Source organism: Prolixibacter bellariivorans ATCC BAA-1284 (assembly GCF_000621705.1).
GTDB classification, from domain to species: Bacteria; Bacteroidota; Bacteroidia; order Bacteroidales; family Prolixibacteraceae; genus Prolixibacter; species Prolixibacter bellariivorans.
The window spans coordinates 515,108-530,628 of the sequence record NZ_JHXO01000005.1; the positions used below are offsets into that span (position 1 = coordinate 515,108).

The following is a 15,521-nucleotide window of genomic DNA, read 5'->3' on the forward strand; positions in this document are numbered from 1 at the left end:
TTTCCGGCTTTCATTTATTTGAGTTGATTTAATTGTTCGAGTATGACATCGGCCAGGCGGGATTTTCGTTCAATATGATCCAGAATCTCCCTGACAAACTGATTATTTTCAAATGTTCCCCTCACCATTTCGAAATCTTGCGAACGAGTTTCTTCATTTCCGTCTGATCCAAAACCAGTTTGTGACTTCAGGGTGAATTCTTTACGGGCATCGTCATAAAGCATTCTGTCGAGCGAAACGACACTTTCTTTCCAACGTTCGACCATTCCTTTAATATCACCGACGGTCATTTCGGAAATGGGTTTTCCGAGTCTTTCTTCCAAAAGGTGAGAAGCCCAGGTCCATTCGTATTCATAGTAATTTTTATGAAGACGGGCGAACCACTGCCATGTCGTTGTTAGATTTTCTATTTCACCTGATTCAATTTTATTCATCAAGGAAGAAATTTCTTTTTTAGGAGCAATCAATCCGCCCAAATCAATCCATTCTCCTTCGCCGATTTTTGTGTCGGGAGTAAGGCGCTGACGCATTTCTGCTTCTGTCTTTATTCCGGAATCTTTCAGCCTCGTAATCACGGAATTACCCAAAAATTTGGTGATTCCCATGTTATACAACTGCCATCCTTTCTGAAGAGAAGAATTTTTAATGATGGTTGAACTATAGGAATAGGTTTGAGATGTTTTCCCTGAAATATTCTGCAGGTCTTCCAGAACTCGCTGTCCTCGTAACATTTTCTGTATGGTAAACGGGCTGAGCAGGTTGAAATTGATGAAATCGAGTGTATCCGGATCGGTTCGCCTGTCCCTTCGGGGCCACTTGATGGCATCGCGAATGGTACCTACACTACGTAAGTTGATACCCGGCATCAGGTAACTTTCATCCTTGTTTTCTATCATATAAGAGAAGGGCAAATCGGATGTGTCGGAGTTTTTATAGTGACGTCCCATAACCAGCGTGAATGGGCCAATTTTGGCGGGCCAAAGAAGATAGGAATCACTGGCTGTTTTGGAACCTCGCTGCACGATGCCGTGGTGAATCGGTCCAAGCTTGTACATATGGTTACTCTGATTGGAACCTGAACCTGCATTCAGGAACGAGAACATTCCGGCAATCAGTAGTGTCGATTTATGGTGCGTCACAGTATACGGTCCCGCAAATATGGAACAGGCCTCACCGTGAAAACCCTGGCAGTTTGCGAAGAAAAGAGAGTTTTCAGCTGAATACTGTTTACTTAGTTGGCAACCTTGTCCAATGAAACAATTCTCGACAATGGCCCCATCCGATATTTCGGAACCCGAACTAACGATAAAATTGCGGGCAATTACACCCGAACCTAGCACTACCGGAGACTCCAACTTACTGTTCAACGTGGCATTTTCCAACCGATGAACACCTTCTGCTACGGCGTAGGGACCAAAATATACATTAATAATCGAATGACAGTTGAGAATTCTTGTACCTTTTCCAATGAACCCTCTTTCTGAACGGCGACTTTCGGCATATTTCTCTACCCAGGCAAGCAGTTTCTCTTGCAAGTCACGCCGATGGCGGTACAGCGTCATCATGTAGGCGAGGTGCGCTGAAAGATGGTCGTAAATAGGGATGGAGCGTCCGCCGGCTTCATCAAGAACGGCTACCATGGTGCCATTCCCAAAAGTGGAAGACTCGGTTACCACGACCTGGTCTGTATTCTTAATGACTACATCTTCCTCTATATCGTAATTGGCTATCAGGTGTTGCACTCCACGAATGAGAACATTGTCTCCGATCGTGCAGTTGTGCAACGAAGCATCATAAATCCCGGTGGGTTTTTCGATTCCGTTAAAGAATTTTATTTTTTTATCGAATCGTCCCAAAACATTGGTTCCGTAGAAATGCACATTTCGAAGGTTTTTTGTGTCAAAATCGTGCGGAACGCTGACTTGAGTCCAATCTTCTGCGGTACAGTGGCGTTGTTCCAGCATTTCAATTTCTTCGGATGTCAGTTTTCTGTTGGTGTGGTCCATTTCAAATATTTTTTAATACAGTTAGGTAATCATGCTGGGAACCTTCTATCATTTCGATTACCTGTAAATCGTTCTCTTGTGCAATATCTGTGAGTGTTTCCCGGTCGATAAAAAGCCAGTTGAAAGGATTGCCTTTCACCTCACGGTAGCTTAAACGGTATTCAACCTGTCCATAGTATGTATCTGAATTCAAATCGACCCAGATTTCACCTTCTTCATCGGTAAAGAGATACAGTAAATCAGCTGAATCAGCCAGTATCTGGCCACCTGGTCTTAGCAGTGTTTTCAAGTGTTTGAGGAGGAGGTTCAATCCATCGGGCGTTCCAGCTATACCTAGTCCGTTCATCAATAATAAAATGGTGTCAAATTGTTCATCTTCTAACTGCATGACATCCTGAAGACGAACGTCCCGAACACCTCTTTCTTCCATCGTTTGGCAAGCGTATGGCGAAATATCTATTGCCGTTACCGTCAGTCCTTTTTCCTGCAGCCAAAGTGCATGAGAACCTGCACCTGCACCTACATCAAGGACATGCCCCTTGCTTTTTTTGAGGGCCGTTTGCTCGATATCCGGCATCTGACTAAAATCTCTGAAAAGGTATTCGGGGGAAAGCTCCTCATCTTCCGCAATATCTGTCTTTACTGTAATTAGATGCTTTCCGGCAGCTGTGTAATGATCCCATATGGCAGCTCCCATCGGATCATTCTCTCTGGTTAAAACTCCCATGATATACGATTGACCCCGCAAAGTAAGCAAATTACCTAAACAGTAACAGCGGTGTGTTCGTATTTGTAATAGATATTCTGTTGCTCAGAAAAGAAATATAATCCTTTATAATCTCCCGATGGAATGATAACATTTTGGATATTACCCATTAAGCGATAAATTGCTTTTACCTGGTCGAGGTTTACTTTTTCGTTGTGTAACCAGAAACGGGCATTAAAATCAGAGAGATGAAGAGTCTTTCCATTCCGGGAGGATTGGAGGATGTATTCTTTTATATGGGCATAATTTATTTTACGGAAATGCTCCATCATCGATTTATTTGACTTTAATTTACGAAAAGAGCAAGCGAGATAAAAGTTTTGTTGATAAAGGTTGAAAACTTTCTGACGAACGTATGGATCTGTTCATCGAATGAAAAATGAGAGGGCGGTTATTTAAACTATTTATGCATTCCGGAAGTTTTCTCAGAGATGGGCAACGTAATCCAGAAGTGACTGCCTTTACCGGGTTCGCTGTTTACTCCAATCTGACCTCCGTGTTTTTTTATGAATTCCTGACATACAAGTAACCCAAGTCCGGAACCTTCCTCACTTTCGGTTCCTGTTTTGCGCAAATGTCTGTCAATACGAAATAGCTTGCCTTGTTCCTCTGGTGTAAGTCCCACACCCGTGTCGAATACTGAAATTTTCAGAAATTCGCTTTCCGGTTCCAGTTCCGATTTTAACCGGACTGCTCCTCCTTTGGGGGTGAATTTTATTCCGTTGGATACAAGATTCTTCAAAATCGTTTCCAGCATTAAAGTATCGGCAAATACCTGATGTTGTTTCCGGATGTCAACCGAAAGGGAAATATCTTTTTCATGAGCTTGTGTGATGGTATTCTCGTACAGCTCCTCTGCGAACTCACTCAGATTGATGTATTCCGGGTTATATTCAATTTGGTTGGTCTGTGTGCGGGCCCAGGCCAAAAGGTTTTCGAGCATCTGAAATATCTTGATACTGGTCTGGTTGATTTCGCCGGCGAAATTTACCCGCTCATTGTCCGTTAATTTGGGATAGTCTTCTTTTAGCAAGAAGGATAAGCCCAGTAGTGCGTGAAAAGGATTTTTTAAATCATGAGCGATAATGGAGAAGAACGTGTCTTTTTCTGAATTCAGGGTACGTAGTTCCTTATTCATTTCCCGATAAGCCTGGTTGAACTCCTCTAATTCCTTTTTTTGCTGTTCGATCTCCCTGTTTTTTGTTTCAAGCAACCGGTTGGCCTGCCGGTTTTCCAGAAAACGATTCAGTAGAATGATCAATATAATCAGAAAGATACCGGCCAGACCATAGGCGATTTTATTTTCAAGGATATTCCTATTCAACCGGCTTTCTTTTAGTTCATTTTCGAGTTTTAGATTTTGTACCTCTCTGGCGTTCTTTTCTGTTTCGTACTGTGTTTGTATTTTGGCTAGTTGATCAGCTTTTTCTTTGTTAAAAAGACTGTCTTTCAGTTGTGTATACATAACATGGTATTTCAGGGCCTTTTTGTAATCGTTTCTGTCATTGTGAAATTCATACAGATTTTTGTAGGTATCCCTGATGAGCAACGGAAGATTGTGCTCTTTCGCGAGAGACAATGCTTGGAGGTAATCCTTTTCAGCCCGGCCATACATCTTGAGTTTGGCCATTGCCGAGCCCATACCATGTAAAACGTAAGCTTCTCCCATTATATCACCTTCTTCTTCAAACAGCTCTTTTGCTTTTCGGAGATAGGGTAGCGAACGCTGATATTCATTCTTTTTTTGAAAAATCATGCCCAGATTATGAAACACGGATGCTTCACGCGAAACCTGCCCGAGGCGATGAAAAATATCTTTTGCCCGGTTAAGATATTGGAACGCGAGGTTAAGGCTGTCACGCTCCATATTCAGCAGACCAATACCATTTGAAATGATGGCGATACTGGCACTGTCACCCAACTCTTCTTCTACCGAAAGCGCATCGACATAATTTTTCATCGCTTTCTCATTGTCTCCGGTTTCCTTTTGAATCATGGCAATATTGGTCAGCATATCGGCCATGTCACTTTTTTGTTTCAGGTCGGAGTACAGGTTGTAGGCGTTAATAAACTCTTTGATGGCTTTGTTAAATTCGCCGGTATAATAGTAAGTTAGTCCGATGCAATTTTTGGTTTCAGCGCATAAAGAAGTGTCTCTAATGCCCTGAAACATATTGCATGCCTTCTCATAATAGGGGCGGGCACTTTTAAAATCGCTTTCGTAATAGTAGGATTCCCCGATAATGTAGTTTGCTTTGGCAACTAATTTGGAATGCTTTTTTTTTGATTGGTCCAGTTTGGTTAATGCTTCGTTACACAGAAAACGGGCCAGATTGGATTTGGCTGGCAAAAAGGAGGTGGAGTTATCAATAAGCGTTTTAGCCTGTTCCGCATCTGACAATCCACTCAGTTTTTGTTTCAGAGAATCAGGAACAGATAAAGGTTGACTTCGAACCGTTAGGCCGATAAACAAGAAAATAACAGTAACGAAAACAGATTTAAGGTTCATTTAGGTCTGCTTGATTAGAGATACATCCTCGATACTCATCATAAAGTTAGTAAACTTTAAGGGAATATCAGATGGCGGGAAAAAGAAAAGGAGCCGGACTGTTGAGCCGGCTCCTGTATTTTATTGTTGATGATTTTTAATCCATTTTCGGGCGTTGACGAATGCCTCTATCCAGGGAGTTACTTCATCGTCTTTGTGAGCCGATGGATAAGTACCCCATTGCCATGGATAAATTGCCCGCTCCAGGTGCGGCATCATTGCCAGGTGACGGCCATTAGCAGAGCAAACAGCCGCCGTATTGAATGCCGAACCGTTCGGGTTACCCGGATAACCTTCATGAGTATACTTCATCGGGATGTGATAGTTACTTTCGTCAAGCGGAAGATTGAATTTACCTTCTCCGTGTGCCACCCAAATTCCCAAACGTTTTCCGGTCATATTTTTCAACATAACCGAATCGTTTTCCTGAATATCGACATTAATGAAGCCGGACTCGAATTTATGGGACTCGTTGTGCAGCATTTTGCCTTTCTCGCGGTGTTCGGGATAAATCAGGTCAAGCTCAATCATTAACTGGCAACCGTTACAAACGCCCAGACTCAGGGTGTCTTCACGACGGTAGAAATTTTCAAGTGCGGTACGTGCTTTTTCGTTATAACGGAAAGCTCCGGCCCAACCTTTGGCTGAACCTAGTACGTCGGAATTGGAGAAGCCGCCAACGAAAACTATCATATTAATGTCTTCCAGCGTTTCTCTGCCGCTAATCAGGTCGGTCATGTGAACGTCTTTCACATCAAAACCGGCCAGGTAAAGGCTCCAGGCCATTTCACGGTCGCCATTCACTCCTTTTTCGCGGATAATGGCGGCTTTCACACCGGAAGATTGACGCCGTTTGGCATCGATGCCCAGACTGGAGTATTTTCCGTCGAATGACTGGAAATCGAATTGAAGCGCCTGTTTCTTATAGTTCTGATAACGCTCCAAAGCCAGTTTGCTTCCGCTTTGTTTCCGGTCGAGCAGATACGATGGTTTGTACCACAGTTCACGGAGCGAATCGATATCGAAGTTCAGCTCACTTCCCTGATTGACGATAACAACTTCGCGTTTTGAGGAAGGCTGTCCGATTTTGATCAGATTAACTCCTTGCTCAGTCATTAATGCTTCAAGTTTCTCTGCATCGTTCGCCTGAATCAATAATCCGGGGTTTTCACTGAATAGAAGCTTTACTGAATCGGCTTCATTCATGGCACTCAGGTCAGCTTCAATTCCTCCCTTGTTTTGAGCGAAGCACATTTCCAGCAAGGCTGTAATCATTCCACCGGCTGAGATGTCGTGACCTGCTGCTACCAATCCAACGTCGATGGCATCTTGTACCGCATTGAACGCTTTCACGAAAGCTGCGGGTTCTTTCACGGTAGGAGCTTCATCACCCAGCTTGTTCACAATTTGGGCAAATGAGCTTCCGCCCAGCGATTTGGGTACACCCGATAAATCGAGATAATATAAGGGTTTCGATGCATCGTTGACCAGAACCGGTTCCACTACCTTTCGGATATCGGATACTTCGCCGGAAGCGGAAATGATAACCGTTCCGGGAGCAAGTACCACATCATCCTTATATTTCTGTGTCATCGAAAGGGAATCTTTCCCGGTAGGAATGTTGATACCCAGTTCACATGCAAAATTGGAAGCTGCTTCTACGGCGTTGTACAAACGGGCATTCTCACCCGGGTTACGAGCCGGCCACATCCAGTTGGCTGAGAGTGAAATACCTTTGATGCGATGGGTTAACGGTGCCCAGACAATGTTGGTCAGTGACTCAGCTATGGATAGGATAGAGCCTTTAGGGGCGTCAACCAGTCCGGCTACCGGTGCATGACCGATGGAAGTGGCAATTCCATATTTTCCCTGGTAATCGATGGCAATTACGCCCAGGTTATTCAGCGGTAGCTGAAGTTCGCCGGCACATTGCTGTTTGGCGATTTTCCCGGTTACCGAACGGTCCACTTTGTTGGTGAGCCAGTCTTTGCTCCCAACTGATTCCAATTGCAGTACTTGTTCCAGGTAACTGGTAATTTTTTCATTTTCGTAGGAAACCGGAGCAAACTTTTCATTTACGGTTGTATCCTCCAATACGGTAACGGGCGGTTTTCCAAACATATCGGCTAGATCGAGATCGATGGGTTTTTCACCGGTCCGGAAATCCTCGAAGGTGAACCGATGATCGCCGGTGGTTTCGCCTACGTCGTACATGGGTGAACGTTCGCGGTCGGCAATTCTACGAATGAGTTCGAGGTTTTCTTCCCGGACAACCAGCCCCATGCGTTCCTGCGATTCGTTACCAACGATTTCTTTGGCGGAAAGAGTGGGATCGCCCACCGGCAATTTATCCACATGAATTTTTCCTCCGGTTTCCTCTACCAGCTCTGAGAGGCAGTTGAGGTGGCCGCCGGCGCCATGATCGTGAATGGAAACAATCGGGTTTTTACCCGATTCTGCTAACGCACGAATGGTGTTATAGGCCCGTTTCTGCATTTCGGGGTTGGCACGCTGTACGGCGTTCAGCTCGATGTGGCTTTCGAACTCGCCGGTGTCGACCGACGAAACTGCGCCACCACCCATTCCGATGCGATAGTTATCTCCTCCGAGAAGCACTACTTTATCGCCGGTTGAAGGAGTATCTTTCAGACTGTCTTCGCTGCGGCCGAAACCAATTCCACCGGCCAGCATAATGACTTTGTCGTATCCGTATTTTTTGAAGTTCTCGGAATGTTCGAATGTGAGCAGAGAACCGTTGATGAGGGGTTGTCCGAATTTATTTCCGAAATCGGAGGCACCGTTGGATGCTTTGATGAGAATCTGTTCCGGTGTTTGGTATAACCAGGGACGTGGTTCCATGGCCTCTTCCCACTCACGACCATCCTCCGAACGTGAGTAACTGGTCATGTAAACAGCTGTTCCGGCAATCGGGTAACTTCCTTTCCCACCGGCAATCCGGTCACGAATTTCTCCACCCGTTCCGGTTGCGGCTCCGTTGAAGGGTTCAACAGTTGTCGGGAAGTTGTGTGTTTCCGCTTTCAGCGAAAGTACGGTATCAATATCTTCAACAACAAAATAATCGGGCTTATCCTGTGTGGCCGGTGCAAACTGTTCCACTTTAGGACCTTTGCTAAAGGAGCAATTGTCTTTGTATGCGGAAACGATGGTGTTGGGATTGGTTTGGGTGGTTTTTTTGATGAGGTGGAAGAGGGTGGAGGGCTGTTCTTTGCCGTCGATTATGAAATTTCCGTTAAAAATTTTGTGACGGCAATGTTCCGAGTTCACCTGCGAAAATCCGAACACTTCGCTATCGGTAAGTTTTCGGCCGATTCGTTTTGCTACACCTTCCAGATAATCAATTTCTTCACTGCTGAGTGCCAGCCCTTCTTGCTGGTTGTATTGGGAAATATCGTCGATATAAATAATGGGCTCTGGTTTCCTTTCGATGGTAAATACCTGCTGATCGAGTCCTTTATAAAATGCCTGCAACATCGGGTCGAATTGCGGAGAATCGGAGTCGACCGGGAAAAACTCCTCGATGCGGGTAATACCGCTAATTCCCATGTTTTGCGTGATTTCGACCGCGTTGGTGCTCCAGGGAGTAATCATCTCTTTGCGCGGACCGACAAAATTGCCATCCAGATGGTCGGATTCGATGGGTTGCGCCTGGTCGAAGAGCCAGATTAATTTTTCGAGGTCCTGCTGGTTTAGTTCCTCGTGTGCATCAACGGCAATCGTGTTCGATTTGCCTTTAAAGAACAGGATCATTGTGTGGGTTGTTTTCGTTTACGAAATCAGATAATTCGGATGCCACAAATATAAGGAAATTCAGTTTATGGATTCGGCCAACTGTCTTTACAGACGTATGCGAATTGTCATTGTTTTGGTTTCCTTTGCGGCATAAAAAAACCGCAGACTGAGCTGGTCAATCTGCGGCGTTTATTTTATGATTTTTCGTTTTTCAATTCGAGTGGCTTCCAGGCCCAGCTCTTTATTTTGTCAGGGAAAGCTTCGGGTTTGAAAATAGAGCGTTTGTTAAACACCCGGAAACATTCCTGTATTCCCTCCGTTACGCTGGGGTGTGGGTGGATGCTTCGCAGTACCTCATTCATGCCGCTTTCCGAATTCATTAGGTACGAAACGGAGACAATGAAAGCGGATGCCTGGGGGCCGGCGGCCTGCATTCCCAATATCCGATCCTGACCGTCGTCACTAACTAATACCTTGACAAAGCCGTTGGTATTGCGCATGGCAATGGTCCGATTGACCATTTCGTTGGAATAGAAGGCTGCTCGGTATGGTATTTTTTTCTCCTGAAGGATTTTCTCGTTGACACCTACTGAGGCTAATTCCGGTTTGAAGAACATCAGTGTAGGCATGTGCGAATAATCGGTGGGATACTCCAATTCACCGAAGATGGCTTCGACAATAAAACGACCCTGTTCTTCAGCTACACAGTAGAGCGCTTTGTGACCAGTGACGTCTCCTGCCGCAAAGATGTTGCAAGCTTCAAAATCGCCGGTAGCACATTCTTCATTTACTTTCAGATACCCATGTGGAGTCGTTTGGATATTGACGTTTTCCAATCCCAGACCTTTGGTATTGGGTTCGCGACCAATGGAGACGAGAACCACATCTACCTCGATAACAGTACTGTGTCCGTCTTCGTAGTCGAGCACGACCTCCAGGTAATCTTTCTTTTTATTAACGGTACGTAGGTTGGCCGTATGATGAATGACGACGCCGTTTTTCTGCAGGTTTCCGGATACGAAATCACTGACGTCATTGTCGGCAAATGGGATAACACGGTGTGCACGGTCGAGTAGGTGGACTTCGGTGTGGCCGAAATTGGAGAAGATGGTGGCAAACTCACAGCCGATAATTCCTGAACCGATAATCATCATCCTTTCGGGGAACTTTTTCAGGTTGAGGATGCCATCGGAGTTAATGATACGCTTTTGGTCCACTTTCAAATCGGGTAATTCACGTGGATGGGTACCGGTGGCAATAATAATATAGTCGGCTCCGATCAATTCTTTTTCTTCACCTTTTCCAGGATTAATCTCTAACGTGTTCCGGTCCTTAAAACTGGCAAAACCGTATTTAATGGTTAAACTCCCTTTCTGTCCCGGCTTTTTCGAGTAGGTTTCAATTTGTGAGAGAATCTGGTATTGCTTGGTTTTAGCGGCTTTCAACACCGACTTTTTGACTTTGGTAAAATCAACCTGAAGTCCTGAAGCGCGGTATCCCCGGTCGACTGCTGCGGCAACTGCATAATCGTGCGATAGCTCCCACATGGTTTTCGAGGTCAATGCTCCGTTCATAACGCCTGCACCGCCAACATGACCGGCTTCAATCAGACAAACATCCTTTCCAAAATCCAGGGCCCGGACAGCAGCAGAGAAACCTCCCGGCCCACTTCCGATGACCGCTAAATCGTATTTTTCCATAGTTTGTTATTCGGATTCTTATCGTAAAACAGACTTCTCTGTTAATGGTTTTATTTCCCGAAAATAAAAAGCGGTTCAAACATTTTACTCATTTATTTTGATTTTTAATAAATAAGGACATTGGGAACATAAATCTTTCCACCAGACTGTAATATGTTTTACATTTGCACTGATTTTGAAAACAGGAAATTTTTCTACATGAAACGAGCGATTGGAGAGTATCTTACATAGAGGCATGATTAACAATAGCGAGTTCCGTGTGGAAAAAATGCAAAAGATCTACACATGAAATCGATCAAGTATGTAACCGCAGGTGACGCTGTAAAAGTAATTAAATCTGGTGATCGAGTACATTTGAGTAGTGTGGCCGTAACCCCGCACAAACTCATTCGCGCTATGGTTGACCGGGGTCGTGCCGGAGAGTTGTACGATGTGAAAATTCAGCATATTCATATTGAAGGGGAAGTTGAATATGCCAATCCGGAGTTTGAAGGTATTTTCGCTGCTGAACAGTTTTTCGTTGGAGCGAATCTTCGCAAGCAAACCCAGGCCGGGTATGCTGATTATGTCCCCGTATTTTTAAGTGAGACACAGAAATTAATCCGCGACGGCTATCTCAAGGTGAATGTCGCCATGGTGTTGGTTTCTCCTCCCGATAAACACGGCTTTGTGTCGTTAGGAACTTCAGTAGATGCTACGCTGGCTGCCGTTGAGTGCGCCGATGTAGTCATTGCCGCTGTTAACCCGAACGTACCGCGGGCCTGGGGAGATGCCATGATTAGCATCAACGAGATTGATTACTTTGTTGAGGACGATAGTCCTTTATATGCGCACGATTGCGCACCTCTCACCGAAACAGACATCCAGATTGGGAAAAATGTTGCTGCACTTGTTGAGGATGGCGCCTGCCTCCAGATGGGTATCGGCGGTATTCCCAATGCTGTACTTGCTCAGCTCGAAAACCACAAGGACCTGGGTGTGCACACCGAGATGTTCGCCGATGGAATTTTACCATTGGTTGAAAAAGGTGTAGTAAACGGTAAACGGAAAAAAATCGACCGGGGTAAAATGGTCGCTTCTTTCCTGATGGGTTCGAAAAAGCTTTATGACTTTGTCGATGACAACCCCATGGTGGCCATGATGGATGTGGCACACACCAACAGTGTGCATGTCATTCGTAAGCTGGATAAAGTCACTGCTATTAACTCGGCTTTAGCCATCGACCTAACGGGGCAGGTTTGTGCCGATTCAATTGGTATCAAGCATTATTCCGGTGTGGGCGGACAGATTGATTTTATCCGTGGAGCTGGTTACTCTTTGGGCGGTAAACCTATCATCGCCATGCCTTCGGTTACAGCCAAGGGAATGTCGAAAATTTCGCCGACTTTGCTGACTGGTTCGGGTGTGGTAAGTACCCGTGCCAACATGCACTGGGTGGTAACCGAGTTCGGTGCGGTAAACCTTTACGGTAAAACACTGCAGGAACGTGCACGTTTGCTAATATCTGTCGCTCATCCGAATCATCAGGAAGCGCTGGACAAAGCAGCATTTGAGCGTTTCGGTCCACACTATAAATTTATTTCCGCGAAATAAATAGATCTCATAAAAGGGAAGTAAGGTGGAACTGACGTTCTGCCTTCTTCCTGTTATTCCGATAATTATTTTCATGAATATCGGTATTGAGATCATAAAGGTGTTGTCCGACAATGTCGTATCAATACTCTTGCCGGTTGGTGAGAGTTTTCGCACATGTATAATTATCATGAAAATCCGTTTCTGTTTCTGAATGATCTCATTATTCAGTAAATTATATTTCCTTTTATTTATCTATGCATAGACGACAGATATCATGTAACCTCTGTCAGATTGTTTTTCTATTTTTAATCGTTAGGATGTAACCTTAAAACATCAATCACAATGAGCGTATCACATATCGAACACATTGGAATTGCAGTTCAAAGCCTGGAAGAAACCATTCCTTACTATGAAAAACTGCTGGGTACAAAATGCTATGCGGTTGAAGAAGTGGCCGATCAGAAAGTGAAAACGGCGTTCTTCAAGGTAGGACAGACAAAAATCGAACTGCTGGAATCAACCGATCCGGAAGGCCCGATTGGTAAGTTTATCGGGAAAAAAGGACCTGGCATTCACCATGTTGCTTTTGCTGTTGATAACGTTGACCAGGCGCTGACCGAAGCAGAAGAGAACGGCATCCGGTTAATTGATAAGCAGGGACGCAAGGGAGCCGAAGGCTTGAATATCGGTTTCTTACACCCAAAATCCACTTTTGGCGTACTGACAGAACTTTGCAGTGACTAATCTTTCATAAACTCACTATCTATAGTATAACACAATGAGCAATCAGGATAAAATCAACAAGCTAATTGACCTTCGTGCTGAAGCTAAATTGGGTGGCGGCGAAAAGCGCATCGAAGCCCAGCATAAAAAAGGCAAATTTACCTCACGCGAACGTATCGAAATGCTGCTTGATGAAGGTAGCTTCGAAGAATTTGACATGTTCGTTACCCACCGTTGTACCAATTTCGGAATGGAGAAGAAGAAATTTCTGGGCGATGGTGTAGTGACCGGACGTGGTACCATCGATGGACGGACTGTTTTCGTTTTCTCTCAGGATTTTACCGTCTTTGGAGGTTCATTATCCGAAACTTTTGCACAGAAAATCTGCAAAGTGATGGATATGGCCATGAAAGCTGGTGCCCCGGTTATCGGAATTAACGATTCGGGTGGTGCACGTATCCAGGAGGGAGTGACTTCGCTGGCCGGTTACGCCGAAATTTTCGAGCGGAACATTCTGGCTTCCGGAGTTATTCCACAGATTTCAGCCATTTTTGGTCCGTGTGCCGGCGGCGCGGTTTATTCTCCTGCCCTTACCGATTTCGTCATGATGACCGAGGAAAACTCGTATATGTTCGTTACCGGCCCGAAAGTGGTGAAAACCGTTACCGGTGAAGATATTTCTATTGACGATCTTGGTGGAGGTAAAGTACACGCGCAAAAGTCAGGTGTAGCGCACTTCCTTGTTGAGGACGAAGACGAAGGTATTCTGCTTATCCGTAAATTGCTGGAATACCTGCCGCAGAATAACCTGGAAGAACCGCCCATTACCGAATGTCATGATCCGATCGATCGTCTGGAAGATGCGTTGAACGAAATTATTCCGGATAATCCGAACCAACCTTACGATGTGAAAGATGTTATTCATGCCATCGTGGATGTGGGTGAATTCCTGGAAGTACACCGGAATTATGCAAAAAACATTGTAACTGGTTTTGCCAAGTTTGACGGACAACCTGTTGGTATTGTAGCCAATCAGCCTAACTATCTGGCGGGTGTGCTTGATGTGGATGCTTCGCGCAAAGCAGCTCGCTTTGTTCGATTCCTCGATGCCTTCAATATTCCGATTATCACGTTGGTTGATGTACCCGGATTCCTCCCCGGTTCCGGACAGGAATACGCTGGTATTATTATCCACGGTGCTAAACTGATGTTTGCCTATGGCGAAGCCACCGTACCGAAAATTACCGTGACGCTGCGTAAGTCGTACGGTGGGGCGCACGATGTGATGTCTTGTAAGCAGTTGCGTGGCGACCTGAACTATGCATGGCCTTCTGCTGAAATCGCCGTTATGGGTGCATCGGGTGCTGTAGAGGTACTGCACGGAAGGAAGCTGGCTGAGATTACTGATCCGGAAGAACGGGCAGCATACGTCCAGAAGCATGAGGATGAATACAAAGCCAATTTTGCTAATCCGTATCAGGCTGCATCATATGGTTATATCGATGATGTGATTGAGCCACGCAATACGCGTTTCCGCATTGTTCGTGGATTACAGGCGTTGGGAACGAAAAAGTTGACCAATCCGCCCAAAAAACATTCGAACATACCATTGTAAAAAACTGAACGATGAATATAGCAAGCATATTATTAACGGATGTTCAGGGATTGGGATTAACCATTGCAGTGGTTGGTTTTGGCATTGTCGTCACTGCTTTGTCACTGCTCGTATTGGTTTTTCTCAATGCTCCAAAACTTCTTAAACTAAAAGGATTCCGAAGAAAAAAAGGTGATGGCTCGGATGAACCTGAAGAAGAAGTTCATCTCGAAGGAAACGTCAATGCCGCCATTGCGCTGGCTATTCATATGTATTTGAATGAAGCGCACGACGAAGAAAGTAACGTGGTAACGATAAAGCGGGTAAGAAGACGTTATTCTCCATGGAGTTCGAAAATTTACGGAGTGTACGACCGCTGGGCACGATAATCCGTGGTCTGGTCAAAATTAAATTCACAACTGACGCAAAATGAAAAAGTTCAAATTTACCATAAGCGGAAACCAGTACGATGTTCAGATCAATGATATTGAGGATAATATCGCTGATCTGGAGGTGAATGGTACCCAATACAAAGTGGAAATTCACCAGGAGGTGAAAAGAAACAAAACACCTAAGCTTGTCCGGAAACCTGTTCAAAAAGCGCCCGGTGAAGGCGAAATCCAGAAAAAGAGCTCGAAGGCGAAAGCAATTAAGGCTCCGCTGCCGGGAACCATACTCAGTATAGCTGTGAAGGAAGGGGATACTGTTACCAAAGGACAGACCCTCATGGTAATGGAGGCCATGAAAATGGAGAACTCGATTATGGCCGAAGCTGATGGCACCGTAGCTGCCGTTAAAGTTTCTGCCGGACAAAGTGTTCTTCAGGATGATGTTTTGGTCGAAATTGCTTAACCTGGAA

11 protein-coding genes are annotated in these 15,521 nt (G+C 45.0%); 5 read left to right on the top strand and 6 right to left on the bottom strand.

Annotated elements, in window-relative coordinates:
- Positions 1-14: 14 nt before the first annotated feature.
- The 6 genes from T426_RS0105345 to T426_RS22835 all read right to left on the bottom strand — a co-directional run bounded on the left by T426_RS0105345 (position 15) and on the right by T426_RS22835 (position 10,770).
- Positions 15-2,006, bottom strand: coding sequence for a DUF4954 family protein (locus T426_RS0105345; protein ID WP_025864599.1), 1,992 nt, complete (start codon positions 2,004-2,006; stop codon positions 15-17).
- Position 2,007: 1 nt separating this feature from the next.
- Entirely contained in the window at positions 2,008-2,733 is a 726-nt protein-coding gene (locus tag T426_RS0105350) for a class I SAM-dependent methyltransferase (protein ID WP_025864600.1), read from the bottom strand.
- A 35-nt stretch (positions 2,734-2,768) separates the two neighbouring features.
- On the bottom strand, positions 2,769-3,044 hold the full coding sequence (locus T426_RS0105355) for a hypothetical protein (protein WP_025864601.1): 276 nt from the start codon (positions 3,042-3,044) through the stop codon (positions 2,769-2,771).
- 128 nt (positions 3,045-3,172) lie between these two features.
- On the bottom strand, positions 3,173-5,281 hold the full coding sequence (locus T426_RS0105360) for a tetratricopeptide repeat-containing sensor histidine kinase (protein WP_025864602.1): 2,109 nt from the start codon (positions 5,279-5,281) through the stop codon (positions 3,173-3,175).
- Between the two features lie 120 nt (positions 5,282-5,401).
- Entirely contained in the window at positions 5,402-9,088 is a 3,687-nt protein-coding gene (gene purL / locus T426_RS0105365) for a phosphoribosylformylglycinamidine synthase (protein WP_027585380.1), read from the bottom strand.
- A gap of 176 nt (positions 9,089-9,264) precedes the next feature.
- Positions 9,265-10,770, bottom strand: coding sequence for a dihydrolipoyl dehydrogenase family protein (locus tag T426_RS22835; RefSeq protein WP_025864603.1), 1,506 nt, complete (start codon positions 10,768-10,770; stop codon positions 9,265-9,267).
- Positions 10,771-11,055: 285 nt separating this feature from the next.
- Between T426_RS22835 and T426_RS0105375 the strand changes: the two genes are divergently transcribed.
- The 5 genes from T426_RS0105375 (at position 11,056) to T426_RS0105395 (ending at position 15,514) form a co-directional block, all read left to right on the top strand.
- A complete protein-coding gene (locus T426_RS0105375) occupies positions 11,056-12,363 on the top strand; it encodes an acetyl-CoA hydrolase/transferase family protein (RefSeq protein WP_027585381.1) in 1,308 nt (435 codons plus the stop codon).
- A gap of 324 nt (positions 12,364-12,687) precedes the next feature.
- Positions 12,688-13,089: a methylmalonyl-CoA epimerase gene (mce, locus tag T426_RS0105380; RefSeq protein WP_025864604.1), complete on the top strand. Its 402-nt coding sequence runs from the start codon at positions 12,688-12,690 to the stop codon at positions 13,087-13,089.
- A gap of 34 nt (positions 13,090-13,123) precedes the next feature.
- Complete coding sequence (locus tag T426_RS0105385) at positions 13,124-14,683, top strand: acyl-CoA carboxylase subunit beta (protein ID WP_025864605.1); 1,560 nt, start codon at positions 13,124-13,126, stop codon at positions 14,681-14,683.
- An 11-nt stretch (positions 14,684-14,694) separates the two neighbouring features.
- The gene (locus tag T426_RS0105390; RefSeq protein ID WP_025864606.1) at positions 14,695-15,051 is read left to right on the top strand and encodes an OadG family protein; all 357 of its coding nucleotides are present in this window, start codon (positions 14,695-14,697) and stop codon (positions 15,049-15,051) included.
- 40 nt (positions 15,052-15,091) lie between these two features.
- Entirely contained in the window at positions 15,092-15,514 is a 423-nt protein-coding gene (locus tag T426_RS0105395; protein WP_025864607.1) for a biotin/lipoyl-containing protein, read from the top strand.
- Positions 15,515-15,521: the final 7 nt, after the last annotated feature.